Genomic DNA, 21,959 nt, shown 5'->3' with positions numbered 1-21,959 from the left:
CCCCACCCCCGCCCTCCTCCGAACCGCCAGCCTTCCCGGTCCCGGACTGGGAGCGCTACCAGGCTGTGCGCTTCCTCGGAGAAGGGGGCATGGGGCGCGTCTTCCTCGCACGGGACCCCCGGCTGAACCGGAACGTGGCCCTGAAGTTCGTTCGCGGAGACGCACCGGAGCTCACGCGGCGCTTCCTCTCCGAGGCCCGGGCCCAGGCACGGGTGAACCATGAGCGCGTGTGCCCGGTGTACGAGGTGGGCGAGGTCCAGGGGCGCTTCTACATCGCCATGCGCTTCATCGAGGGACAGCCGCTGGGTGCGCTCGCTCGCGAACTCTCCGTCGAGCAGAAGGCGCTGGTGCTCCAGGCGGCCTGCGAGGGCGTGCACGAGGCGCACCGCGTGGGCCTCATCCACCGGGACCTCAAGCCCTCCAACATCATGGTGGAGCGCGCGGAGGACGGGACCCTGCGCCCCTACGTGATGGACTTCGGGCTGGCGCGCGACTGGAAGGAAGGCGCCACCGCCACCGGCGCGGTGCTGGGCACGCCCCACTACATGTCGCCGGAACAGGCGCGCGGCGAGGTCACCCGCCTGGATCGCCGCTCGGACGTCTACAGCCTGGGCGCCACCCTCTACAGTGTGTTGACGGGCCAGCCGCCCATCCCCGGCGGCAACGGGCTGGAGGTGCTCAACAACATCGCCAGCACGGATCCCCGGCCCCCGCGCGCGGTGGATCGCAACGTCCCCGCGGACCTGGAAGCCATCGCGCTCAAGTGTCTGGAGAAGGAGCGCTCGGCCCGGTACGACTCCGCGCGGGCCGTGGCGCAAGAGCTGGGACGCTTCCTCGCGGGCGAACCGGTCCAGGCCCGCACGCATGGGCCGTGGTATCGGCTGCGCCGGAAGCTGCGCCGGCATCGGCTCGTGGCGTCGGTGAGCTTCACGGCCGTCCTGCTCGTGCTCCTGGCCCTGGGGCAGGCGGGACTGACCCGCCGCGAGGCCACCGTGCGCGAGCGCCTGGCCCGGCGATTCACCGAGTCCGTGGAGCGCATCGAAGCGCTGGCGCGCTACTCGGACCTGGCGCCGCTGCATGACACCCGCGCGGATCAACGCGTCCTGCGCGCGCGCATGGCGGCGCTCGAAGGAGAGGTTCAAGAGGCCGGCGAACAGGCGGTGGGACCGGGCCACTACGCACTGGGAAGAGGCCACCTCGCGCTCGGAGACGAAGTCCGGGCCCGCGAGTCCCTGGAGTCCGCCTGGGCGAAGGGCTTCCGCGAACCCCGGGTGGCCTATGCGCTGGCGCTGGTGACGGGCCACGAGTACCAGGCCCGGTTGCTGGAGGCCGAGCGCATCCGCGATCCCCAGCGGCGGGAGGCCCGGCAGCGAGAGGTCGAGCGCCAGTATCGCGATCCGGCGCTGGCCTGGCTGCGCCAGAGCGAGGGCGCGGAGGTCCCCTCCACCGCGTACGTCGAAGCACTGCTCGCATTCTACGAGGGCCGGTGGGACGACGCCCTCGCGCGACTGGGCACGCTCGGCCCCGGCTACTCCTGGTTCCACGAAGCGCACAAGCTGCGAGGAGACATCTTGCTGGCGCGCGCCATGCGGCACTGGAACCGCGGCGAGCACGAGGGAGCGACGGCGGACTTCGAGGCGGGTCGCAAGGCCTACGCCGAGGCCGCCGCGAGCGGCGAGAGCGTGGCCTCCATCCACAGCGCCCAGGGTGAGCTGGAGTTCGGCGCGCTCATCCAGGAGGTCTACGGCAAGGGCGCGGTCATGCCGCCCTACACGCGAGGACTCCAGGCCGTCGAGCGCGCGCTCACGGCGAAGCCCGATCACGTCGACGCCCGGGTGCTGGAGGCCCGCCTCCACCGCCGACTCGCCGAGTACCAGGGCAACCTGGGCGAGTACGACGAAGCGCTGCCCCAGAAGGCGGTGACCGCCGCGCGGCGCGCGTTGGAGTTGGACCCATCGCTGTCGAAGGCCCGGCTCGAACTGGGGCAGGCGTATTGGATCTGGGGCCACCTGCGCCAGCTCCACGCCCAGGACCCTCGCGAGCAGCTCCAGAAAGCCGTCGAGACCTTCGAGGGCCTGCCCCCGGAGGAGCGCGACGCCGGCTTCCTCTTCAACCTGGGCCTCGTCTACAAGACGTGGGGCGACCACGAGGAGCAGGTGGGCGCGGATCCGCTGCCCCGGTACGGCAAGGCCATCGAAGCCTTTCGCGCCACGGTCCAACGCGACGGGCGGATGCCGGAGGGCTGGCTCAACCTGGGCCTCGCGCTCTACACCCGCGCCACCCATCCCCGCGCGCCGGACGCGGACGCGGACCTGTCACAAGCAGTGGCGGCGCTGGAGCAGGCCCGGACCCTCAACCCCGGGCACGTGGTGGCGTGGTTCTACGGAGGGCTCGCGCACGCGCTCGTAGCCCGGAGGCTGCGAGTCCGGGGCGGAGAGCCCGCGGAGGCGCTGGAGCGCTCGGCGGAGCTGTACCGGAAGGGTCTGGAACTCGGCCCCGGCATCCCTCAACTCCACAACGGCCTGTGCCTGACGCTGCTACAGCAGGCGCAGACAGATTGGGACCACGGAGCGGACCCCGGCCCCGCGCTGGAACGGGCCCAGGAGGCCTGCGAGCGGTCCGTGGCCGTCGCGCCGAAGAGCGGCTACGGCCACCTCAACCTGGCAGAGGTCTTCGCCCAGCGCGCGCTGTACCAGCGTGCTCGCGGAGAGGACCCCACCCCCAGCGTGCACGCGGCGGACAAGGCCCTCCAGCACGCGCTCCAGTGGCTTCCGGAGGACGCGGGAGCGCTGGCCAACCGGGGCATGGTCCACGCCACCCTGGCCACGTTCGAACTCGACCACGGACGCGATCCCCGCCCGAGCATCGCGCGCGCCGAGGAGTCCTTGCGGCAGGCCCTCGCACGCAAACCCAACCAGGCCGACGCCTGGTACTTCCTGGGAGAGACGCTGGGTGCCCGGGCGCTGTACGCAGGGGCGAGCCCCCAGGACTGCGAGGCCGCGGTCCAGGCGTTCCGCAAGGGCATCGCGCTGGATCCGGAGCGACAGGACTTCGCCCTGGGCTTCGGGCACTTCCTCCGCCGCTGGGCCACCCGGACGAAACAGGACGCGGCCCCTCTTCTGGAACAAGCGCTGAAGCAGGTGGATCCGCTCATCGCGGCGCGCCCCGGATGGCCCGACGCCCACCTGTTGCGAGGCGGTCTCCTCGCGCTTCGGGCGTCACTCCCCTCCACCGCCCCCGAACAGCGACAGGCCTGGCGGGCACAGGCCACCCAGGAGCTCTCCCGCGCACTCGCCGCGAACCCAGGCTTCCGGAGGGAGTGGGGCGGGACGGTCCCGGCCCCGTGAGGCGAAGCCGGGTCAGGGAGGAGGCGGAGTCGCGACCATGGAGCCGGTGTTGCCCGTCCCGTCGTCTGGTGGGATTCGCGGTTCCTGCCCTCGCTCGCTGATCCACAGCTTGCGGCGCTGCTCTCCCGGGCCCGAAGCGAACACGGTGTCCACCGGCAGGAGCATGACCTCGACATCGATGTCCAGGTTGAGGCCGCCATACTCGACGCTGTTGGTTTCGAGCAGCCACAGGCCCGCGCCTTCCGGGAGCCCTGAAGCGACCACGATCTCCAGCACGTCTCCCGGAACGACAAGACACAGTCGCGAGTCATCCAGCTCCGCCTCACCGCGGGAGCTGTTGAAGACCAGCTCGCGGGCGGGCAGGAGCCTCCCCCCGAGCGAACGGACCGGACGATCCGGATGGACGTACTTGGAGATGATCAGCTGGTGCTTCGACATGGCACGGCTCCTTGTGGCTCGGCGACCCAGGGCCTCTCGCCCGGGTGCGAGATCCTTTTGCACACGGCTTGCCAGCGCTTCACGAGCCCCGGGCGCTCAGACCCAGCTCCTTGATGCGCCGGTTGAGCGCCCGCTTGGAGACCTCCAGGCGCCGGACCATCGCGTCCAGATCGCCCGCGCACTCCTGATGGCAGGCGGTGATCTCCTCCGCGGTCAGCGTCCCCGCCCTGCGGATGTTCGGGTGCTTGTCGATGGCGTCGTAGATGGACGAGCGCGGGATGCCCAGCCGATCCGCCGCCAGCTTGAGATCCCACTGGTGCTCGCGCAGCGCCGCCAGCAGCTCCTCTCCGGTGACCTCCGTGGACTTGCGTCGGACGACCGCCGCCGGTGGATTCGCGACAGGACCCGCCACCACGGAGGCTTCCAGCTCCCCGGCGAGCCGTGGATCCAACCGAAGGACGGGCTGCCCCCGGCTGCCGATGACCAACTGCCGGGTGATGTTGCGCAACTGTCGGATGTTGCCGGGCCACGCGAAGCGCAGCAGGCGCAGCGCGAGCGACGTCGGCAGCCAGGGCTCGGCGTAGGCGTCCCGGGGGGTGAGCCGGTGCGCTTCGCCAATCGCATCCAGCTGCTCCTGGGCGAAGTGTCGGAACAGCTCGCCCAGGTCCTCGCGGCGCTCGCGCAGCGGCGGCAGCCGGATCTCGTAACCCGACAGGCGGTGCAGCAGCGGCGCCTTGAAGCGCCCGTCCCGGATGTGTTCTTCCAGGTTGGAGTCGGTCGCGGCGATGAGCCGCACATCCGTCTTGATGGGGGTGTTGCCGCCCACCGGATACAGCTCGCCGGTCTCCAGCACCCGCAGCAGCATCACCTGCACCTCGGGAGGCGCCTCGCCCACCTCGTCGAGGAACAGCGTGCCGCCCTGGGCCGCGCGGAAGAAGCCCTCACGGTCGCGGGTCGCGCCGGTGAAGGCGCCCCGCTGCGCGCCGAACAGCTCGGCGGCGGCCAGCTCCTTGGGGATGGCGCCCAGGTTCACGCTGATGAAGGGGCGTCCCTGCCGAGGGCCGTGCTGATGGATGGCCTGGGCCACCAGCTCCTTGCCCGTGCCCGTCTCACCGCGAACCAGCACCGGGACCTGGAGATCCGCGATGCGCTGGATGTGTTCACGCACGCGCTGGATGCCCTGGCTGTCGCCCCGCATGCCCAGCGTGTCCACGGGCGTCGCGTCGTCCGTGTGGCGTGAGGCCAGGTGCAGCAGCAACACCAGCCGACCGGACACATTGAGCGGCACGCCCGCCGCCAGTGCCTCATGCGTGAACTCACAGTCCGTCACGGGCTGGTCGTTCACCGTGACGCGGGTTCCGCCTTCACCGACGCGCAGGCGGATCATCCCGGTCGCTCCCGGTGAGAACACGATGGGGACACGGCTGACGAAGGGGTCCGACAGCGGATGGCCGAAAGGCTCTCCGGGCCGGGTGAAGTGGGGGCCATTCCGGGACAGCGCGACATCGCGGCCCGCGAGGACGGCGTCCAGGAGGAGCCGTGCTCCCGCGCGCGTCGCCGTGGGGTGGGAGATGAGGGTCAGCGCTGGCACCAGCGCATCCGCGGACGCCGTGACCCGCTGCTGTTCTCCGGCGGCCGTCGAGACCTCGGCCACCCCCGAGGGGGACAGGGAATCACGAGGCCCGTTGCGAGACATGGGACACGACTTCTACCATGACCGTGCGGAGGGAACCCCTGCGTCCAAGCCACCCCGCCTGGGTCAGTCCGTCTCGTTCAGGTCGAACGCGCTGGTGCCTGTGTGGTGCTTGCGCGCGGTGAGGTGGTGCTCGTCGCGGAGCTGGTTCTACGAGTCCCTGCAACCGGTCGAACTCCCGCGTCAGGGGTTCAATCTGCTCGGACATCGCGTCCAGGCGGCTCTTGTTCTGCGCCACCTTCTGCCGGAAGTTGACCGCAGGATCCACCGCATCAGCAGCCGTCCATGCGGACGCGACAGCAGTCGGGCGTGGATGGCGCGCACCTCGCGATTGCCGCGCGCGAACTCCACGCCAGCGGGCAGCTTCACCGCGCCCGTGCCGTTTCGCAGCGCGTTCCAGTCCGCGTCCAACTGTGCCGCCGCCGGAGTGACCAGCGCAGAGCGGTCCGGGTGTAGAGCTGGAGGTTCTTCGTGTGGATGCAGTCCACCAGGTCGATGTGCGCCTGCTGCACCTCCACCAGCAGCCGCATCAACAGCACGCGAGACTTCTTCGAGGTCGCGAGCCGCTCGCGCTCCCAGTCGAACACCCGGTACAGCAGGTGCTCGGCCTCATCGAGCGCCTTCATCCGGGCATCCGCCCACGGCTGCGCACTGCTGAAGTAGGAGCCGAACGAACTGCCCGCGTGGTACGCGTCGAGCGCGGCGCAGAACGGGCGGATGAAGTCTTCGTTGTGCCCGATGATGGGCAGGAAGCGATGGGGATCCAGCCCAAGCTCCGACTTGAAGTCCGCCGACGTGCTCAACGCCATGTCCACTCCCGAGGTCTCAACGGAGTGTGGCGCTAGCACGCGCCTCCGGCCCCTCCACGCTCACCCACAGGCCCGAGCCCGGCCCAGCAGGTACTCGCGTTGCGGCGGCGTCCTCGCCAGCGCGGCGGCCTGTCGGAAGCAGTCCGCCGCCCTTCCCCGCTCCCCCGCCTGCTCCAGCAACATGCCCTCCACGGCGAAGCGGTACGGGTAGCGCTGCAACACCCCCACCGAGCGCAACGGCCCCAGCGCCTCCAGCGCCACGGCCGGTCCCATCACCCGTCCCAGCGCCACCACACGCCCCAGCGCAACAATGGGCGAGGGCTTGAGCGAAAGCAGTGCGTCGTACAACGCCAGCAACCGCGCGCTGTCCTCCGGCCCCGGCACGGCGGTGTTCGCATGCAGCAGGGCGATCTCCGCCTCCAGGTGCAGCGGCGTCAGCACCGCCCCCATGGAAGCACGCAGATGTCCCAGCCCCCTTGCGACCAGCAGGGGCGAAGCCTCCGTCCCCTCCCGCGCCGCCTGCGGCACGAACGCGCCCCGGGCATCCACGCGGCCCGGAAGCCGGGCGGCGTGGAAGCAGAACAGCGCGGCCAGGGCATGGCCCTCCGGCGTCGCGGTGGCCGGATGTGACAGCAGCACCTCCGCCAGCCGCAGCGCCTCCGCGCACAGCTCCGCGCGGGACAGGTCGTGGCCCTCGGAGGCCTCATAGCCTTCGTTGAAGAGCAGGTAGAGCGCGGGATGCACCGCGCCCAACCGCTCCGGCAGCGCCTCCGGCGAAGGCACCTCCAGCGTCGCGCGACAGGCGCGCAGCGTGCGCTTCGCGCGCACCAACCGCTGCGCCACGGTGGGCTCGTCCGCGAGCAGCGCGGCGGCGACTTCGCGCACGGAGAAACCACACGCCACCTTCAGCGTGAGCGTCACCTGCATCTCGCGCGAGAGCGCCGGGTGACAGCACGCGAAGAGCAACCGCAGCGCATCGTCCGGAAGCTCGGCCGCGTAGCGCGTCGTCTCCGTGTCCGGCGCCACGGGGTCCTCCACCGGAGCGTCTGGGACCTCGGGCGCGCGCAGGCGCACGAGGTCCGTCAGCCGGTTCACCGCCACGCGCAAGAGCCACGCGCGGGGGTGCTCCGGGACGCCGTGGAAGCCCCACGTGCGGGCCGCCTGGAGCATGGCGAACTGGACCGAGTCCTCGGCCAGGTCCAGGCGTCCCAGGCCCACGCGCCGAGCCAACGCCGCGACGAGGCCGGCGGACCACTGGCGGAAGGCCAGGTCCAGCACCGCTGCGGCATCGGGGGAAGGCAGCGGCTCAGGCATCGTCGATGGCGCGCAGCTCGACTTCACCGTGGAGCAGGTGGGGGCAGGTCCGGGCCAGGGCCACCGCGTCTTCGTACGACTCCGCCGACAGGATGAACAGGCCGCCCACCACGTCCTTCACCTCCGCGTACGGCCCGTCCGACACCAGTAGCTGGCCACCCTGCTGCTTCAGGCGCTTGCCGCCCTCATCGACCAGCTTCTCCGACAGGAGCAGGCGGCCCTCCTTCCGCAGCCGGTCGCTCCACTGGATGTACTCCTCCACGATGGCCTGGAGCTCGGCGGGCGACTTCGCGGCGAAGTGGGCGGGGGTCTCGTGCAGCAGCATCAGGTAGCGGGACATGGGGTGGACCTTTCGTGTGACGACGGGTGCGCCGGCCCCGCGACATGCGGAGCGTTCACCCGAAAAGACGGCCCATGTCGCGGAAGATCGACATGGCCTCCGCACAGGGAAGACACTTCGGGCTGGCGCCCACCCGGCCCCCTCATGCGCACACGCACGCAGGCGGCCAGAGAACACTCCCCTCGGCCTCGCGGGTGACAGGGGGTCCGCGCATGCCTACCCCTCAACTCCAGGAGGCAGCGGGCACCGACGTGGGCAAGGACTGGCGATGGGTGGCGGGGTTGGGGGCGCTGGTGCTCGCGGGATGTCCGTCCGCCTGCATCACGGAGGAATCGTCACGTCCATTCCACCTCACGGGACAGGTGGGTTCTCACGGTGCGGACTTCGCGGCGGCGCTGTACCAGACGACGGGCGTGCGGATGGAACCGCGCAACCGCATCCGGTGGGCGAACAACGGCGCCGTGTTCGACGTGATGGTGGAAGAAATCGGCCGGGCCCGCGCCTCCATCAACATCGTGATGTTCATCTGGCGTCCGGGGCGCGCATCCGACCGGATGCTCGAAGCCCTGGGTGAACGCGCCGCGAAGGGGGTCACCTGCCGCGTGCTGGTGGACCCCATGGGCAGCGGTCCCTTCGAGAAGGAGGTGAAGCCCAAACTGGAAGCCGCCGGCTGTGAAGCGCACATGTTCCGCCCGCTGCCCGCGGACGAGAACTTGGCGCGCAACCACCGCAAGATCCTCGTGGTGGATGGCAAGGTCGCCATCACGGGTGGGCTCGCCATCCAGGACGAATGGCTGGGCGAGGCGCGCAACGAACAGGAGTGGCGGGACACCAACGTGCGCGTCCAGGGCCCGGTGGTGTCACAGCTCCAGCAGGCGTTCGCGGAGAACTGGCAGGAGTCCACGGGCGAGCTGTTGCCCCTCACGGACTTCCCCACGCTGACCCAGGCGCAGCCCGGCCTGGACGAAGCAGGCAAGGGCTGGGCGGGTTTCGTCAGCAGCACGGCGAACCCGGAGGTGACGCGCGCGGAGCGGCTGACGCAGTTGATGGTGAAGGCGGCGAAGAAGCGGCTGTGGATTTCGCAGGCGTACTTCACGCCCAACGACGCGTTGATGCAGTTGCTGGTGGAGCGGGCGAAGGCCGGCGTGGACGTGCGGGTGCTGGCGCCGGGGGACAAGAACGACCAGCGGGCCATCACGATATTGCAGCGACAGACGTACGACACGCTGCTGGCGGCGGGTGTGCGCCTCTGGGAGTACCAGCCGTCGATGATGCACGCCAAGACGATGCTGGTGGATGACCGGCTGGTGCTGGTGGGGTCCATCAACTACGACGCGCTGTCGTTCAACCTGCTGGAAGAGGGTTCGCTGGTGCTGGAGGACGTGGAGGCGGCACGTCAACTGGAGGCCATCTTCCTGGAGGACCTGACGAAGGCCCGCGAGGTCCAGGCCGAGCGCGCCGAGCGCTGAAAGACGCTGTCCGGTTTCACGCGAGGACGCGGGAAGCACTGGGCAAGCAACGGGGCGTTGTGCTCAAGAGGAGGCGCGGGCCGGCTGTCAGGGCCCGGGAGACTCCCTCATGAGCACCGCATCCCCTCGTCATCTCTTCATCGCGGGCGCCACGGGCGCGACCGGCCGCACGCTGATGCGTCAGGCCCTGGCGCGCGGTCTGGACGTGCTTCCGCAAGTGCGTCCCAAGAGCGCGGGCACGGAACCCGCGAGCGGCTGGAAGAAGAAGGCCGTGCTGGAGCTGGCGGACGCGCCCGCGCTGGCGGAAGCGATGCGCGGAAGCACGACGGTGCTCCAACTCATCGGCACGATGCGCAAGCGTTTCGCGGCGGGCGACACGTACGAGTCGAGCGACATCGGCACCACGCAGCAATTGGTGGATGCGGCGAAGGTCGCGGGCGTGGACCACATCGTGTTGCTCACGTCGGTGGGCGCGGGCCGTCCGGTGGGCGCGTACCTGAAGGCCAAGGCGGAGGCGGAGCGCATCGTGCGCGACAGCGGCATCGCGTACACGATGGTGCGACCGCCCGCGCTGGAGGGCGAATACCACAGCCCGCCCGGACTCCTGCACACGCTGGGAAAGCTGCCGCTGCTGGGCAACCTCAAGCCCATGCACCTGGACCAACTCGCCGCCGTGCTGCTGCGCGTGGCGGAGCGCCGGGCGCCCGTCAACGCGGTGCTCGAAGGCAAGAGCCTGTGGGCGGAAGTGGAGGCCGCGGGGCGGTAGTCAGACCCGCCAGGTAGAGAAGGCTCCGCCGCTGTTCAGGCAGGCACCCTGCCTGCCCGGCGAGCACATGCCTCGCGGAGGAGCTAGACTGATGCTGATGGCGACCGTCGATGAACTGCTGGCCCAGGCGCTGCGACTGTCCACGGATGACCGTGCTCGGCTTGCCCAGGAACTGCTGCTCAGCCTGGACGAACGCACGGAAGATCCCGAGGCAGAGGTAGCCTGGGGCGCGGAGCTCAGTCGCCGTGCACAGGAGGTCCTCGACGGCACGGTGGAACTCGTCAGCTTCGAGGAAGCCAAAAGACAGATGGAGGAGCGCGCACGACGGCGACGGTAGACCCCACCACCCTCACCGATGCCCATCCAACTGCATCCCGCCGCCACCTCGGAAATCGAGGAGGTATCGGATTGGTATGAGGATCAGCGACAGGGAGCCGGCGACCTCCTGGACGCAGCCGTCCTCCGAGCCTTGACGGACATCGAAGAACATCCGGACCGCTGGCCCCTCTGGCCTGGAATCCGCCATACGCCGCCCATCCGCCGCTTCCTGCTTCAGGACCATCCCTTCGCCATCCCCTATCTCATCCGAGATGAGAGCGTGGTGGTCCTGGCCTTCGCGCACCTACGGCGTCGGCCCGGGTACTGGCTGCCGCGCGCTCACAGCAGCCGCTGACCCGCGCTACTCCTTCACCGCCCCGGCCGTGAGTCCGGACACGATGCGCCGCTGGAACAACACCGTCAGCACCACCAGCGGCAGCGTCGCCACCACGGACGCGGCGGCGATCTCCCCCCACGGTTCCTTGTACTCACTGGCGAAGAGGCTGATGGCCACCGGCACCGTGCGCTTCTCCGGCGTGGACAGGAACGTCAGCGCGTAGAGGAACTCGTTCCACGCGAAGATGAAGACCAGGATGGCCGTCGTCGCCAGCCCTGGCGCCGCCAGCGGCAACAGCACCCGCCGGAACGCTCCAAATGGCGTGCACCCATCCACCCGAGCCGCCCGGTACAGCTCATCGGGAAGCTGGCGGAAGAACGACGTCAGCACCCACAGCGTCAGCGGCAGCGCGAACGTCGTGTACGGCAGCGCCAGCCCCACCAGACTGTCCCGCAGGCCCACCGCGTTGAGGATGAGGTACAGCGGGCTCACCGTGGCGATGGGAGGGAACATCGACACGCCCAGCGCCGCGGACAGCAGCAGTCCCCGCCCCCGGAACTCCAGCTTCGCCAGCGCGAACGCCGCCGACGCGCCCACCGTCAGGCAGAACAGCGTCGTCAGCGTCGCCACCACCAGCGAGTTCAGCACCGCCCACAGGAACGGCCGCCCGAACAGCACGCTCTGGTAGTTCGCGCCCGTCAGGTGTGAAGGCCACGGCCGCGTGAGCTCTCCATCCGGCCACAGGCTCGTCAGCACCTGCCACAGGAACGGGCCCAGGAAGAAGGTGAGGAACGCCACCACGGCCAGCGCCGTGCCCAGCCCTGGCCGCTTCATCGCCGCCCCTCCTCGCGCCCCAACCACTTGAGCCACACCACCGCCAGCAGCACCACGCACAGGAACGTCATCACCGACAGCGCGCTGCCGTAACCGAAGTCACCGGAGCGCATCAGCGTCTTGTACGCGTAGATGCTCAGCGTCTCCGTCGTGTTCGCGGGCCCGCCCTCCGTCAGCACGTAGATGGCGTCGAACACCCGGAACGCATCCAGCGAACGGAACAGCACCGCCAGCAGCAGCGCGGGCTTGAGCAGCGGCATCGTGATGGCGCGGAACTGCCGCCACGTGGACGCCCCATCCACCCGCGCGGCCTTGTAGAGGTCCTCCGGAATGCCCTGCAACCCCGCCAGCACCAGCAGCGCCACGAAGGGCGTCGTCTTCCACACGTCCACCAGGATGGCGGCGTGCAGCGCGTACCCCGGCGCACCCAGCCAGTTGATGTCCGCGCCGCCCAACAGGCGGTTGATCAACCCGTAGTCCGGATTGAACATCCACGCCCACAGCCGGGCACTCACCACCGTGGGAATCGCCCACGGCACCAGCACCGACGCGCGCAGCAGTCCCCGTCCCGGGAACGAGCGGTTGAGCAGCAGCGCCAGCGGCACCGCGAGCAACAACTCCACCGTCACCGCCACCGCCGTGAAGTACGCCGTGTTCGCCAGCGCCGACCAGAAGCGCGCATCCCCGAAGAGGTAGACGTAGTTCGCGAGCCCCGTGAAGCGCCGCTCGCCGAACACCAGGATGAAGCGGTGCAGGCTCAACCAGATGGCGGCCAGCACCGGGTACAGCGCCACCACGGCCAGCACCAACACCGCGGGCATCACCAGCAGGTACGCCTGCCGCCGCTCCCGCGCCTGGGAACCCCCGCCGCTCACTGCGCGTCCTCCACCGTCTCACCGGTCAGGTGATCCACCTGCTTCTGCGCGCGCGTCAGCGACTCCTCGGGAGTGCGGATGCCGGCCACGGCGGCGGAGAACTCGCTCTGGAGCACGTCCGCGATGAGCAGGTAGTACGGCGTCACCGGCCGGGGCCGCGCCCGCACCAGCGCCTCCTTCAAGCTGGCGATGAACGGCTCCGCCCGCTTCAACTCCGGATCGTCATACAGCGCCAACCTTGGAGGGTTGCGAGCGTAGTGCAGCGCCAGCACCCGGTTGGCCTCCGGCGACGTCAGGTGCGCGATGAGCCGGGCCGCGGCCTTCTTGCGCGCGGGCGACACGTGCGCGTTCACCGCGAGCTGCCACCCGCCCAGCGTCCCCCACCCCGGCTGTCCATCCTTCGTCGGAAGCGGAGCGATGCCCACCTTGCCCCGGATGGGAGAGCCCTCCGCCTGCGCCTCGCTCCACGCATAGGGCCAGTTGCGCATGAACACCGCGCGGCCCTCCTGGAACACGCGCCGGGACTCCTCCTCGCCAAAGCCCGTCACCGTCGGCGGAGACAGCCCGTCCGCGATCAACCCATGCAGGTACGCCAGCGCCTCTCGCGCCGCTTCCGTCTCCAGCAGCACGCGCCCGTCCGCGCCCAGCGACTGGCCACCATGCCCCCAGATGGCCTCGTACACGTTGCACGTCAGGCCCTCGTACTGCCGGCCCTGCCACACGTAGCCCTGGATGCCCGGCGCCTTCGCCATCGCGTCGCGGGTGAAGCGCCGCAGCTCCTCGTAGGTGCGCGGTGCGCGCGGCACCAGGTCCGTGCGGTAGTAGAGGACGCCCACGTCCACGTACCAGGGCACCGCGTACGTGCGACCCTCCACCACGACGGAGTCCACCGGCCCGGGGAGGAACTCCTCGCGAAGCCGAGCCGGAGGGAAGTCCTCGGACAGGTCCGCCACCCATCCCGCCCGAGCGAACTCCGGCACCCACACGACGTCCGCCACCAGCACGTCGAAGTCCGTCGCCTTGCCCTGCAACGACGTGAGGAAGAACTGGTGCGCCAGGTCCGACGAATTCGGCAGCGCCTCCGTGACGAGCTCCACGTCCGGGTTCGCGCGCGAATAGCCCGCCAGCAACTCACGGAACGGCGCCGGGTCCCCCCACAGCGGCTGGAACTTGAAGACGATGCGCGTGCGCCCCGCCGTCCCCTGCTCCTCCGACGAGCGTTTGCAGCCCGTCGAAACAAGGCCCATCACGGCGAGGAGAACGAGGAGGCGGCCCATGCGCACGGATGAGTCCAGCGCGAGGCCCCACCGTCAACGCAAGGCACACGCCCGGGTCATCCAGGAGACATGCCCGGTGCCGCCAGCGGCCCCGGTGCGAACAACCGCCGCGCCGTGGCGCCCACCGCGCGGCACGCGAGCGCATCCACCGCGCCGCCCACCAGCCCTCCGGCCAGGGGCACCACCTTGGACAGGTTCACGATGCCCTTCTGTCCCGCCTTGCTCACCAGCCGGAAGCCCACCGCGCGGTTGATGCCGCTGAGCGCGTGCTTCGGCACCGCCTCCAGCGCGCGCATCCCCAGTTGGTGGCTCACCTCGATGCCAGCTTGCTTCACCACTTCCTTGCCGATGTCGCCCACGATGGCCAGCAGCGTGAGCGTCCGCACGCGGTCCTCCTCCACGTCGTGCCCATGGATGCGCGCGATGGCGCCCACCAGCCGCGCCTGCACCGCCCACGACACACCCAGGCCCGCGGGCAGCGCCACCGGCAATGCGAGCAGGCCGCCCAGTCCGGACAGGAAGCCCGTGGTGAACAGCTTCCCCGTCTCCCAGTGGATGAGCGCATTGATGCGCGCCTCGTGGTCCGGGTAGCGCGTGTCCCGCAGGTACTCGTCCGCCAGCCCCGTCGCGCTGCACAGCGGGCCCAGGCCCTCGAAGCCCGCGTCCAGGACGGCGTTCACGACTTCCAGCGGCTTTGACATGCGTCCACCTTCCGCCTTGAGCCTAGAGCGGGCCTCGACATCAGGAAAGGCGACCGGAGGAAGCCCGCTCGGTCGCTCGGTACACCCCCAGCGAAGAGGGAGGGGAGCAGGCCCCTCCCTCCCGTCGCCACTCAGAGTTCGTTGAAGATGAGCAGCCCACGCGAGGTGTCCACCGCGTAGACATACCCGTCGCCCGGGACGCGCATCCCCATGACGCCCTCGAAGACGAAGCCCAGCCGTTTCGGGTCGGTCTCACGGTAGGCGTTGAAGTAGGCAATCTCCTTGGGGAGCGTGGGATTGGCCACGTCGAACACGCGCACACCTTCCTGGTACCAGGCGACGTACAGCTTCGTGCCCTTCAGGATCATGTTGTGGATGGAGGTGGTGGGGCGCAGCCGGTGCTCGCCGATGAGCTGGATGTTCGCCGGGTCGGTGACGTCCAGCACCCGCAGGTGCGCGCCCTCCTGCTCACTGCCCTCGAACGCGATGGTGCGGCCCGCGAAGGTCCCCACCGCGCTGGCATGGCTGTATTGCCGGTTGTAGTGGTACTTGCCCAGCTCCTTGACCTGCATCGGGTCGCTCGGGTCGGTGACCAGGAAGCCGATGTCCGTGTGGTTGATGTAGAGGCGGCCCTCGTAGGCGAAGGAGTCGTGCGGATAGCTGGTGACGAACTCCTCGGACGAGAAGACGACGCGGTTGAGCAGGACGGGGTCTCGCGGAGACGTGATGTCGAAGATGATCGTCTGCGCGGGCCGCAGCGCCATGGCGTAGAGCCGGTTGCCATCCACGAACAGGGTGTGGACATTCGGGGGCGCGCCGCTGGGCACGCTGCGGATGTAGGTCGGATCCCCCGGGTTTGAAATGTCATACAGGATGACGCCGGAAGCCTTGGTGGCGACGTAGAGGACGTCGTCCTTGGCCCACGCGGCGTTCCAGTACCCGTCGCCCGGCAGGGAGATGACCTTCTTCAACACAGGGTGGTTGCGGTCGCTGACGTCGAAGACCGTCAAGCCTCCCGTGGGCATGTCCGGCTTGAGCTGGATGGACACCACGTAGGCATGGTTCTTCGTGACGTAGACATCCACGGGAAAGCCAAGGTCGACGGCGGACTCGGAGACGAGGTTCAGGCCCCCGGAGGACTCGGCCTCACCGCGGCTCAAGACCAGGCGGTCCGCGTCGAACGTCCCCTTCTCCGTGAGCACGCCGTTGGTGCAGACCGCATAGCAGCCGGTGATGTGGTGGGGTTGGGGCACGTCACAGCCCGCCAGCGCGGTCTTGATGGCCACGCCCCGGGTCGTGGTGAAGACGCTCGTGAGGAGCAGGCCCTGGTCATCGAACTGCTGCCGGGTGAAGCGATCGAAATTCGAGGTTCCTACGCCGCCCCCTTCCGGGAGCACGAGGCCGGCTCCGCTCCATGGGTACTCGCCGGATTCCGGTCGCAGCTCGGTCTGGTAGATGCCGTGTCGTGACGCCGTGCGGAGCGCGCTCGGGTTGCATTGCGACAGGTTGAAGAGGGCCGGGGTGTCGCAGTCGATTTCAGTCCCGAGTGGAGGGGTGAACTCGCAAGGGGCGAAGACGCCGCGGTCAATCCAATCGCTCTTCTCCTCGATGGGGGTGGAGGTGCCATCCCAGGCCACGACAGGGGGCGAGCCGGCATCCGGGGACCCCTTGGAGTCATCAGAGCAGGCCGTCAGCAACACGGGGCAAGTGAGCAACAACATTCCCAGACAGCGTCGAAGACACATCATCGAGAGGCTCCATTGCTGGGCGGCGTCCGGCCGGTGTGCATGGGCACACTCGCAGTGTAGAGCCATTCTCGAAAGGGAGACAGGGGACCGGCGGTAAGCCGCGACGCGCCCTACTCCAGGGAGGAGGGCGTTTCACTCGCGCGCAGCCGGGGAAGGCGCACGGTGAAGACCGTCCCCTCCTCGGCGGATGACTGGGCATCCACCGTGCCCCCATGCGCCAACACCAGTTGCCGCACGATGTACAACCCCAGTCCGATGCTGCGCTCGGAGCGGCCTACCGTCGTGCCGCGCTGGAGCGGTTCGAAGATGCGCGGCAGCAGGTCCGGCTGGATGGGGTCCCCCCCGTTGCGCACGTGCACCACGAGCGCGTCCGGCTCGCACCGGCTCTCCACCCGCACGGGCGTCTCCTCCGGGCTGTACTTCAGCGCGTTGCCCAGGATGTTGGAGAGCACCTGTGCCATCCGGTCCGCATCCCACGAACCCTGCCCATCCCCCTCCTGCTCCATCAGGATGGTGCGCTCCGGGTGCGCCGTGCGCGCCTCCTCCACCACCTGCAACGTCAGCGCATGGAAGTCACACGGCGCCGCCTGCACCGGGATGCCGCCGCCCATGCGCGCCTGCGTGAAGTCCAACAGGTCGCGGATCATCCGCGTCGCCCGCTCCGCCGCGGACAGGATGCGCGCCGCCGCCTTCGCGTGCCACGGCTGGATGTCCTCGCGCCGCAACATCAGCGACGCACCGGTGAGGATGGCCCCCAGCGGGTTGCGCAGGTCGTGGCTCACGATGCCAATGAGCTGCTGCTCGAACTCCACCCGGGCTTGCGCCTCGTGCACCAGCTTCTGCTTCTCCTCCTCCGCCCGCCGCCGCTCGGTGATGTCGCGCATGGCGCCCACGATGCGCCGCACCTTGCCGCTCGCGCCGCGCACGATGCAGCCCTGCGCCGCCACGTACGCGTACGACGCGTCCTTGCGCAGCACCCGGTACTCGTCCTGCCACCGGTCGTCGTCCGACTCGAACGCCCGCTGCAACCCGGCCAGCACCCGCTCGCGGTCATCCGCGTGGATGTGACGCCGCCACCACGCCGCGTCCGCGCCCACCTCTTCCAGCGCGAAGCCGAAGACCTCCTCCGTCGCGTCGCCAATCCAGTGCATCGCGTCCGTCTGGAGGTCCCAGTCCCAGATGGCGTCAAAGCTCGCGTGCGCCACCAACTGGTAGCGCTCCTCTGAACGGCGCAGCGCCTCTTCCGTGCGCTTGCGCAGCCGCACGCCCTCCGCCTCGCGCAGCGCGCGCCGCACGCTGGGGCCCAGCCGCTCCAGCCGGTCCTTGAGCACGTAGTCGGTGGCGCCACGCTTGAGCAATTCAATGGCGCGGTCCTCGCCCAGCGCCCCGGAGACGAAGAGGAAGGGCGTGTCCGGGCACACCGCCTGCGCTGCTTCCAGCGCGCTCATCCCGTCGAAGCCCGGCACGTTGTAGTCCGACAGGATGAGGTCGAATTTCCCCTTCGACAGCGCGGAGGAGAAGGCCGTCCGGCCCGCCACGCACTCCAGCGTCGCGGGCAACCCGCCCTCCTCCAGTTGCGCGGCCACCAACTGCGCGTCCAGCGGACTGTCCTCCAGCAGCAGGATGGACAGCGGCCGTCCGGATGTCGGGGCCGGGTTCAACTCCAGCGCGGCATTGCCGCGTGAACTCACTTCGCGGCTCCCGGCGTGGGCGCCCCCGGGGGCGGCTGGTTCACCACGGCCCAGAACAACCCCAGCTCGCGCAGCGCGGACACGAAGTCCGGGAAGGCCACCGGCTTCACCACGTACGCGTTCACACCCAGGCCGTAGCTGCGCGCCAGGTCCCGCTCCTCGCGCGACGAGGTGAGCATCACCACCGGCACGGCCTTCAATTCCGGGGCGCCCTTCACCTTCTCCAGCACCTCCAGCCCGTCCACCTTCGGCAGCTTCAGGTCCAGCAGCACCACGGCGGGGTGGCCGTCCTGGCGGTTCGCGTACTCGCCCTTGCGGAAGAGGTAGTCCAGCGCCTGTTGCCCATCGCGCACCACCACGACCTCGTTGGCCAGGTGCACCTCCTCCAGCGCCGCCAGCGTGAGCGCCACGTCGTTGGCGCTGTCTTCGACCAGGAGGATCCTCTTGAGCTCAAGCACGCTTAGGTCTCTTCTTCCTTCTTCTCCAGGGGAGAAGTCCGGGGCAGGGTGAAGGTGAAGGTCGCGCCCTGCCCCACTGCGCCCTCCGCCCAGGTCCGTCCTCCGTGGCGCGACACGATTCGTCGCACGTTCGCGAGCCCGATGCCGGTGCCCTCGAACTCCTCGGCCGTATGCAGCCGCTGGAAGACGCCAAACAACTTGTCCACATACTGCATCTCGAAGCCCACGCCGTTGTCGCGCACCCAGACCACCGCCTCCCCTTCCGCCTCGCGCGCCCCCACCTCGATGAGGGCCTCCGACTTCGGACGCGTATACTTCAGTGCATTGGCCAGCAGGTTGTGGATCACCTGCCGCAGCAATGCCGGGTCGCCTTCCACCGTCGGCAGCTCGCTCACCTTCCAATCGACCTGGCGGCCGTTGGCTTCGGGCAGCAGGTCCTTGCGAGCCTCCTCCACCAACTGGCCCAGGTCCACCCGCATCTGCCGCATCTCCGCCCGGCCCATGCGGCTGAAGGCCAGCAGGTCGTCCACCAGCGTGCCGCCCTGCTTCGCCGCGCCCGCGATGGTGGACAGGTAGCCCTTCGCCACGTCGTCCAGCTTCGGCCCGGCCCGGCGGTCCAGGAGCTGCGCGAAGCCGGTGATGTGGCGCAGGGGAGCGCGCAGGTCGTGCGACACGGAGTAGCTGAAGGACTCCAGCTCCTTGTTCGCCTCCTGGAGCTGGGCGGTGCGTTCGCGCACGCGCTTCTCCAGGCCCGCGTTGAGGCGGCGGATCTCCTCCTCCGCCTGCTTCAGGCTCTCCAGCGTCCTGCGCTCGTCGTCGATGTCGGTGTTGGTGCCGAACCAGCGCGCGATGCGCCCTTCCGCGTCTCTCACCGGCATCGCGCGCGACAGGAACCAGCGGTAGGTGCCATCCGCGCGGCGCAGGCGGAACTGGTCCTCCCACGGCTGGCCCTCGCGCAGCGCCGCGTTGAAGCGCACGAGCACGCGCTCAGCGTCCTCGGGCGCGATGAGCGCGTTCCAATTCGTCCCCTGCGCGGTCTCTGAGGTCGTGCCGGTGTAGTCGAACCAACGCTGGTTGAACCAGAAGAGGTGGCCGTCCGGCTCCGCCATCCATGACAACTGGGGGATGGAGTCCGCGAGCGTGCGGAACTGCTGCTCGCGCTCCTTCAGCTCCGCTGCCATCGCCTCGATGCGCTGTCGTGAGAGCACCTGTTCGGTGACTTCCCACGACACGGACACGATGCCGTCCACCTTTCCCTCCGCGTTGAGCAGCGGCTGGAAGGTGAGGTTGAAGTAGCCCTCGGGCGCGTCCTCGCCCTGGTCGCGGCCCAGGCGCAGGGGCATCTCGCGGCCCTGGTAGGTCTCCCCCGTGCGGTAGACGTGCTCCAGCGCTTCGATCTGCCCCTGGCCCTCCAGCTCCGGCAGCGCCTTTCGCAGCGGCAGGCCCACCAGGGGCCGGGAGCCGGTGAGCTTCAGGCGCAGGTCGTTGGCCATCTCGAAGACCAGCTCCGGGCCGCGCAGCACGGTGATGGCGGCGGGCAACTGCTTGAGCACCGCGAACAGGTTGCGCCGCTCCGCCTGGGCCGTCTCGTACAGGCGCGCGTTCTCCAGCGCCACGCTGGCCATCTGCGCAAGCTGCACGGCGACCGTCTCATCCTCCGCGTCGAAGTCGCCCTCCAGCTTGTCGGACACCTGCACGAGTCCCAGGTTGCGGCCGTCATGCCCCACCAGCGGCACCGCCAGGAAGCCGCGCAGGGGCAGCGCCGGGCCCTCCGAAGGGGCCGCGTCCTTCCACGCCGGATGCGCTAGCAGTTCCTCGCGCGTCAGGCGCAGCGGGTGGTTCTCCCGGCACACCTGGGCGAAGAGTCCCCGCTCATCCACCGCCGTCGAGTGGGCGTCCGCCGCCGACAGCGCGGTGAGCGGCTGGCCCGCGTCGCGTCCCTCCACCACCTGCACGGAGGACTGGTTGGCGCCAATCAGCTTGCGCGCCTTGAGGGTGACGAGGTCCAGGATGGCCTGCACGCCGCCGGCCGCGTTGAGCGCCAGGCTCGCGCGCGACAGTCCGCGAAGCTGTTCGGTGCGGCGCAGCTCCCCCGCGAGCAGCCGGGTCCGCTCCTCCTCGGCGCGCTTGGATTCAGTGATGTCCTGCACGGTGCCCACGAAGCGCAGGGCCCGGCCGTCCTCGAAGTGCGTCCGGCCGGTGGCGCGCACCCAGCGCAACACGCCGTCCTTCAACCCCACCGTGCGGTACGCGACGTCGTAGTCCCCGGTGCCCGAGGGGTCCGTGCCGCGCGCCACCGCCTGGTTCACGCGCTCGCGGTCCTCCGGGTGCAGCCCTTCCAGGAACAGCGCGTAGGAGACCTCGGACTCCGGCGGCAGACCGAAGAGGACCTTGCAGCGCGGGTCCCAGTCCAGCGTGCCCGTCACCATGTTCATGTCGAAGGTGCCCAGTTGCGTGGCCGTCAGCGCCATCCGCAGCCGCTGCTCGCTGTCCTGCAGGGCCGCCTGCTGCCTGCGCAGGTCCTGGGCGAGCGCCTCCGTGCGCTGGCGCGACTGCACCCACTCCGTCACGTCGGTGGCCAGCGTGATGATGCCGGACACCTTCCCATCCGACTCCAGCAGCGGGTGGTAGATGACGTTGAAGAAGACGGAGCCAGGCTTGCCGTCGCGCTCCAGCACCACCTCGAACTCCGGCCGCACGAAGGGCTGCTTCGTGCGCAGCACCCCGCGCAGCACCTCCAGGATCTCCGGCTGCGCGACCATCTCCGGGAACACCTCCGCCAGCGTCCGGCCCGGCGGAATCTTCCGGCCCACCAGCCGCTCGTAGAAGGGGTTCGCCAACTCGAAGACGAAGTCCTTCCCGCGCACGATGGAGATGCCCACCGGGGCCTGCATGAAGAACGAATGCAGCCGTTCGCGGTGCACGATCTCCAGGGCGTCGCGCTCGCGCTCGCGCAGGGCTTCTTCCCGCTGCTGCACGGCCTCACGCGCCAGGTGCAGCTCCACGAACATCGACACCTTGGCCAGAAGGATTTCGGGTCGCAGCGGCTTGCGCAGGTAGTCCACCGCGCCGTGCGCGTACGCGGCCAGCCACTCCTTCTCGTCCCCGTCGCCCGCGGTCATCAGCAGCACGGGCGTGCGCTTGTTGCGCTCGCGCTCGCGCATCAGGTTCAGCACGTCCACGCCCGTCATGTCGCCCAGGTTCATGTCCATCAGGACCGCGGCGAAGTCCTCGTCCAGCACCCGCCGGAGCGCCTCGCGGCCGGACGCGGCGCGCACCAACCGCTGTCCCAGGGGAGCCAGGATGCCCTCCAGCGCCAGCAGGTGGCCGGGCGTGTCGTCGACGAGGAGGAGGCTCGCCCGGGATGGGGACGCGGACAGGGGCGTGGCGGCGGAGGACATGGTGGAGGCTCGGGGAGCGGGGCCTCTTTCCTTTAGGCTGCCTGGAGGCGCGTGGGGGGATCACGACCTTCGAGCAGCGGGGCCCCGTTGACGGCAGGACAACACTCCGCCGTCGCCCCCTGACTCCCCACCCACGCCAATTC

General features: G+C 69.7%; 18 protein-coding genes. 5 read left to right on the top strand and 13 right to left on the bottom strand.

The window, feature by feature from the left end; all coding sequences use genetic code 11:
* Positions 1 to 65: 65 nt before the first annotated feature.
* Entirely contained in the window at positions 66 to 3,347 is a 3,282-nt protein-coding gene (locus tag D7V88_RS22025; RefSeq protein ID WP_279636061.1) for a serine/threonine-protein kinase, read from the top strand.
* Between the two features lie 12 nt (positions 3,348 to 3,359).
* Here D7V88_RS22025 and D7V88_RS22020 read toward each other — a convergent pair whose 3' ends face one another.
* The 5 genes from D7V88_RS22020 to D7V88_RS22000 all read right to left on the bottom strand — a co-directional run bounded on the left by D7V88_RS22020 (position 3,360) and on the right by D7V88_RS22000 (position 7,941).
* Positions 3,360 to 3,785: a hypothetical protein gene (locus D7V88_RS22020; protein ID WP_120542624.1), complete on the bottom strand. Its 426-nt coding sequence runs from the start codon at positions 3,783 to 3,785 to the stop codon at positions 3,360 to 3,362.
* Between the two features lie 79 nt (positions 3,786 to 3,864).
* A complete protein-coding gene (locus D7V88_RS22015) occupies positions 3,865 to 5,481 on the bottom strand; it encodes a sigma 54-interacting transcriptional regulator (RefSeq protein WP_120542623.1) in 1,617 nt (538 codons plus the stop codon).
* Between the two features lie 362 nt (positions 5,482 to 5,843).
* Positions 5,844 to 6,287, bottom strand: a complete 444-nt coding sequence (locus tag D7V88_RS22010) for a hypothetical protein (protein ID WP_120542622.1) — start codon at positions 6,285 to 6,287, stop codon at positions 5,844 to 5,846.
* A gap of 60 nt (positions 6,288 to 6,347) precedes the next feature.
* On the bottom strand, positions 6,348 to 7,601 hold the full coding sequence (locus tag D7V88_RS22005) for an RNA polymerase sigma factor (protein WP_120542621.1): 1,254 nt from the start codon (positions 7,599 to 7,601) through the stop codon (positions 6,348 to 6,350).
* Positions 7,594 to 7,941: a YciI family protein gene (locus tag D7V88_RS22000; protein WP_120542620.1), complete on the bottom strand. Its 348-nt coding sequence runs from the start codon at positions 7,939 to 7,941 to the stop codon at positions 7,594 to 7,596. Before D7V88_RS22000 ends, D7V88_RS22005 begins: the two co-directional genes overlap by 8 nt.
* A 212-nt stretch (positions 7,942 to 8,153) precedes the next feature.
* On the opposite strand from D7V88_RS22000, the gene D7V88_RS21995 reads away from it, so the two are divergent.
* From D7V88_RS21995 to D7V88_RS45525, 4 genes are all read left to right on the top strand, one after another.
* The gene (locus D7V88_RS21995) at positions 8,154 to 9,410 is read left to right on the top strand and encodes a phospholipase D-like domain-containing protein (RefSeq protein WP_244238304.1); all 1,257 of its coding nucleotides are present in this window, start codon (positions 8,154 to 8,156) and stop codon (positions 9,408 to 9,410) included.
* Positions 9,411 to 9,519: 109 nt separating this feature from the next.
* Positions 9,520 to 10,176, top strand: a complete 657-nt coding sequence (locus tag D7V88_RS21990; RefSeq protein ID WP_120542619.1) for an NAD(P)H-binding protein — start codon at positions 9,520 to 9,522, stop codon at positions 10,174 to 10,176.
* 91 nt (positions 10,177 to 10,267) lie between these two features.
* A complete protein-coding gene (locus D7V88_RS21985) occupies positions 10,268 to 10,513 on the top strand; it encodes an addiction module protein (protein WP_120542618.1) in 246 nt (81 codons plus the stop codon).
* A gap of 18 nt (positions 10,514 to 10,531) precedes the next feature.
* A complete protein-coding gene (locus D7V88_RS45525; RefSeq protein ID WP_120542617.1) occupies positions 10,532 to 10,849 on the top strand; it encodes a type II toxin-antitoxin system RelE/ParE family toxin in 318 nt (105 codons plus the stop codon).
* A gap of 6 nt (positions 10,850 to 10,855) precedes the next feature.
* On the opposite strand, the gene D7V88_RS21975 is transcribed toward D7V88_RS45525, so the two are convergent.
* The 8 genes from D7V88_RS21975 to D7V88_RS21940 form a co-directional block, all read right to left on the bottom strand.
* Positions 10,856 to 11,665 (bottom strand): carbohydrate ABC transporter permease, encoded by an 810-nt coding sequence (locus tag D7V88_RS21975; RefSeq protein ID WP_120542616.1) that lies wholly within the window; start codon positions 11,663 to 11,665, stop codon positions 10,856 to 10,858.
* Positions 11,662 to 12,486 carry a carbohydrate ABC transporter permease gene (locus D7V88_RS21970; RefSeq protein ID WP_372241103.1) on the bottom strand — a complete coding sequence of 275 codons (825 nt, stop codon included), beginning with the start codon at positions 12,484 to 12,486 and terminating at the stop codon, positions 11,662 to 11,664. Before D7V88_RS21970 ends, D7V88_RS21975 begins: the two co-directional genes overlap by 4 nt.
* Before the next feature lie 50 nt (positions 12,487 to 12,536).
* Positions 12,537 to 13,817, bottom strand: a complete 1,281-nt coding sequence (locus tag D7V88_RS21965; RefSeq protein WP_120542614.1) for an ABC transporter substrate-binding protein — start codon at positions 13,815 to 13,817, stop codon at positions 12,537 to 12,539.
* A 56-nt stretch (positions 13,818 to 13,873) separates the two neighbouring features.
* Positions 13,874 to 14,518: an EcsC family protein gene (locus tag D7V88_RS21960; RefSeq protein ID WP_120542613.1), complete on the bottom strand. Its 645-nt coding sequence runs from the start codon at positions 14,516 to 14,518 to the stop codon at positions 13,874 to 13,876.
* A gap of 131 nt (positions 14,519 to 14,649) precedes the next feature.
* Positions 14,650 to 16,266 carry an LVIVD repeat-containing protein gene (locus D7V88_RS21955; protein WP_120542612.1) on the bottom strand — a complete coding sequence of 539 codons (1,617 nt, stop codon included), beginning with the start codon at positions 16,264 to 16,266 and terminating at the stop codon, positions 14,650 to 14,652.
* A gap of 110 nt (positions 16,267 to 16,376) precedes the next feature.
* Positions 16,377 to 17,957, bottom strand: a complete 1,581-nt coding sequence (locus tag D7V88_RS21950) for a hybrid sensor histidine kinase/response regulator (protein WP_120542611.1) — start codon at positions 17,955 to 17,957, stop codon at positions 16,377 to 16,379.
* Positions 17,954 to 18,415, bottom strand: coding sequence for a response regulator (locus tag D7V88_RS21945; RefSeq protein WP_120542610.1), 462 nt, complete (start codon positions 18,413 to 18,415; stop codon positions 17,954 to 17,956). The genes D7V88_RS21950 and D7V88_RS21945 overlap by 4 nt, the downstream gene beginning before the upstream one ends.
* Positions 18,416 to 18,417: 2 nt before the next feature.
* Entirely contained in the window at positions 18,418 to 21,816 is a 3,399-nt protein-coding gene (locus D7V88_RS21940; protein WP_120542609.1) for a PAS domain-containing protein, read from the bottom strand.
* Positions 21,817 to 21,959 lie beyond the last annotated feature (143 nt).

The organism is Corallococcus terminator (assembly GCF_003611635.1).
GTDB classification, from domain to species: domain Bacteria; phylum Myxococcota; class Myxococcia; order Myxococcales; family Myxococcaceae; genus Corallococcus; species Corallococcus terminator.
The sequence above is the reverse complement of the archived record's forward strand: the minus strand, read 5'-3'. Positions and strand labels throughout refer to the sequence as shown.

What these genes read in the sequence shown, in the direction of transcription:
- D7V88_RS21985 (WP_120542618.1), top strand. Translation starts at nt 10,268, where the DNA reads ATGCTGATGGCGACCGTCGATGAACTGCTGGCCCAGGCGCTGCGACTG.
- D7V88_RS22010 (WP_120542622.1), bottom strand. Translation starts at nt 6,287, where the DNA reads ATGGCGTTGAGCACGTCGGCGGACTTCAAGTCGGAGCTTGGGCTGGAT.
- D7V88_RS21965 (WP_120542614.1), bottom strand. Translation starts at nt 13,817, where the DNA reads ATGGGCCGCCTCCTCGTTCTCCTCGCCGTGATGGGCCTTGTTTCGACG.
- D7V88_RS22020 (WP_120542624.1), bottom strand. Translation starts at nt 3,785, where the DNA reads ATGTCGAAGCACCAGCTGATCATCTCCAAGTACGTCCATCCGGATCGT.
- D7V88_RS21975 (WP_120542616.1), bottom strand. Translation starts at nt 11,665, where the DNA reads ATGAAGCGGCCAGGGCTGGGCACGGCGCTGGCCGTGGTGGCGTTCCTC.
- D7V88_RS21995 (WP_244238304.1), top strand. Translation starts at nt 8,154, where the DNA reads ATGCCTACCCCTCAACTCCAGGAGGCAGCGGGCACCGACGTGGGCAAG.
- D7V88_RS21970 (WP_372241103.1), bottom strand. Translation starts at nt 12,486, where the DNA reads ATGCCCGCGGTGTTGGTGCTGGCCGTGGTGGCGCTGTACCCGGTGCTG.
- D7V88_RS21960 (WP_120542613.1), bottom strand. Translation starts at nt 14,518, where the DNA reads ATGTCAAAGCCGCTGGAAGTCGTGAACGCCGTCCTGGACGCGGGCTTC.
- D7V88_RS21955 (WP_120542612.1), bottom strand. Translation starts at nt 16,266, where the DNA reads ATGATGTGTCTTCGACGCTGTCTGGGAATGTTGTTGCTCACTTGCCCC.
- D7V88_RS21940 (WP_120542609.1), bottom strand. Translation starts at nt 21,816, where the DNA reads ATGTCCTCCGCCGCCACGCCCCTGTCCGCGTCCCCATCCCGGGCGAGC.
- D7V88_RS22005 (WP_120542621.1), bottom strand. Translation starts at nt 7,601, where the DNA reads ATGCCTGAGCCGCTGCCTTCCCCCGATGCCGCAGCGGTGCTGGACCTG.
- D7V88_RS22015 (WP_120542623.1), bottom strand. Translation starts at nt 5,481, where the DNA reads ATGTCTCGCAACGGGCCTCGTGATTCCCTGTCCCCCTCGGGGGTGGCC.
- D7V88_RS22000 (WP_120542620.1), bottom strand. Translation starts at nt 7,941, where the DNA reads ATGTCCCGCTACCTGATGCTGCTGCACGAGACCCCCGCCCACTTCGCC.
- D7V88_RS21990 (WP_120542619.1), top strand. Translation starts at nt 9,520, where the DNA reads ATGAGCACCGCATCCCCTCGTCATCTCTTCATCGCGGGCGCCACGGGC.
- D7V88_RS45525 (WP_120542617.1), top strand. Translation starts at nt 10,532, where the DNA reads ATGCCCATCCAACTGCATCCCGCCGCCACCTCGGAAATCGAGGAGGTA.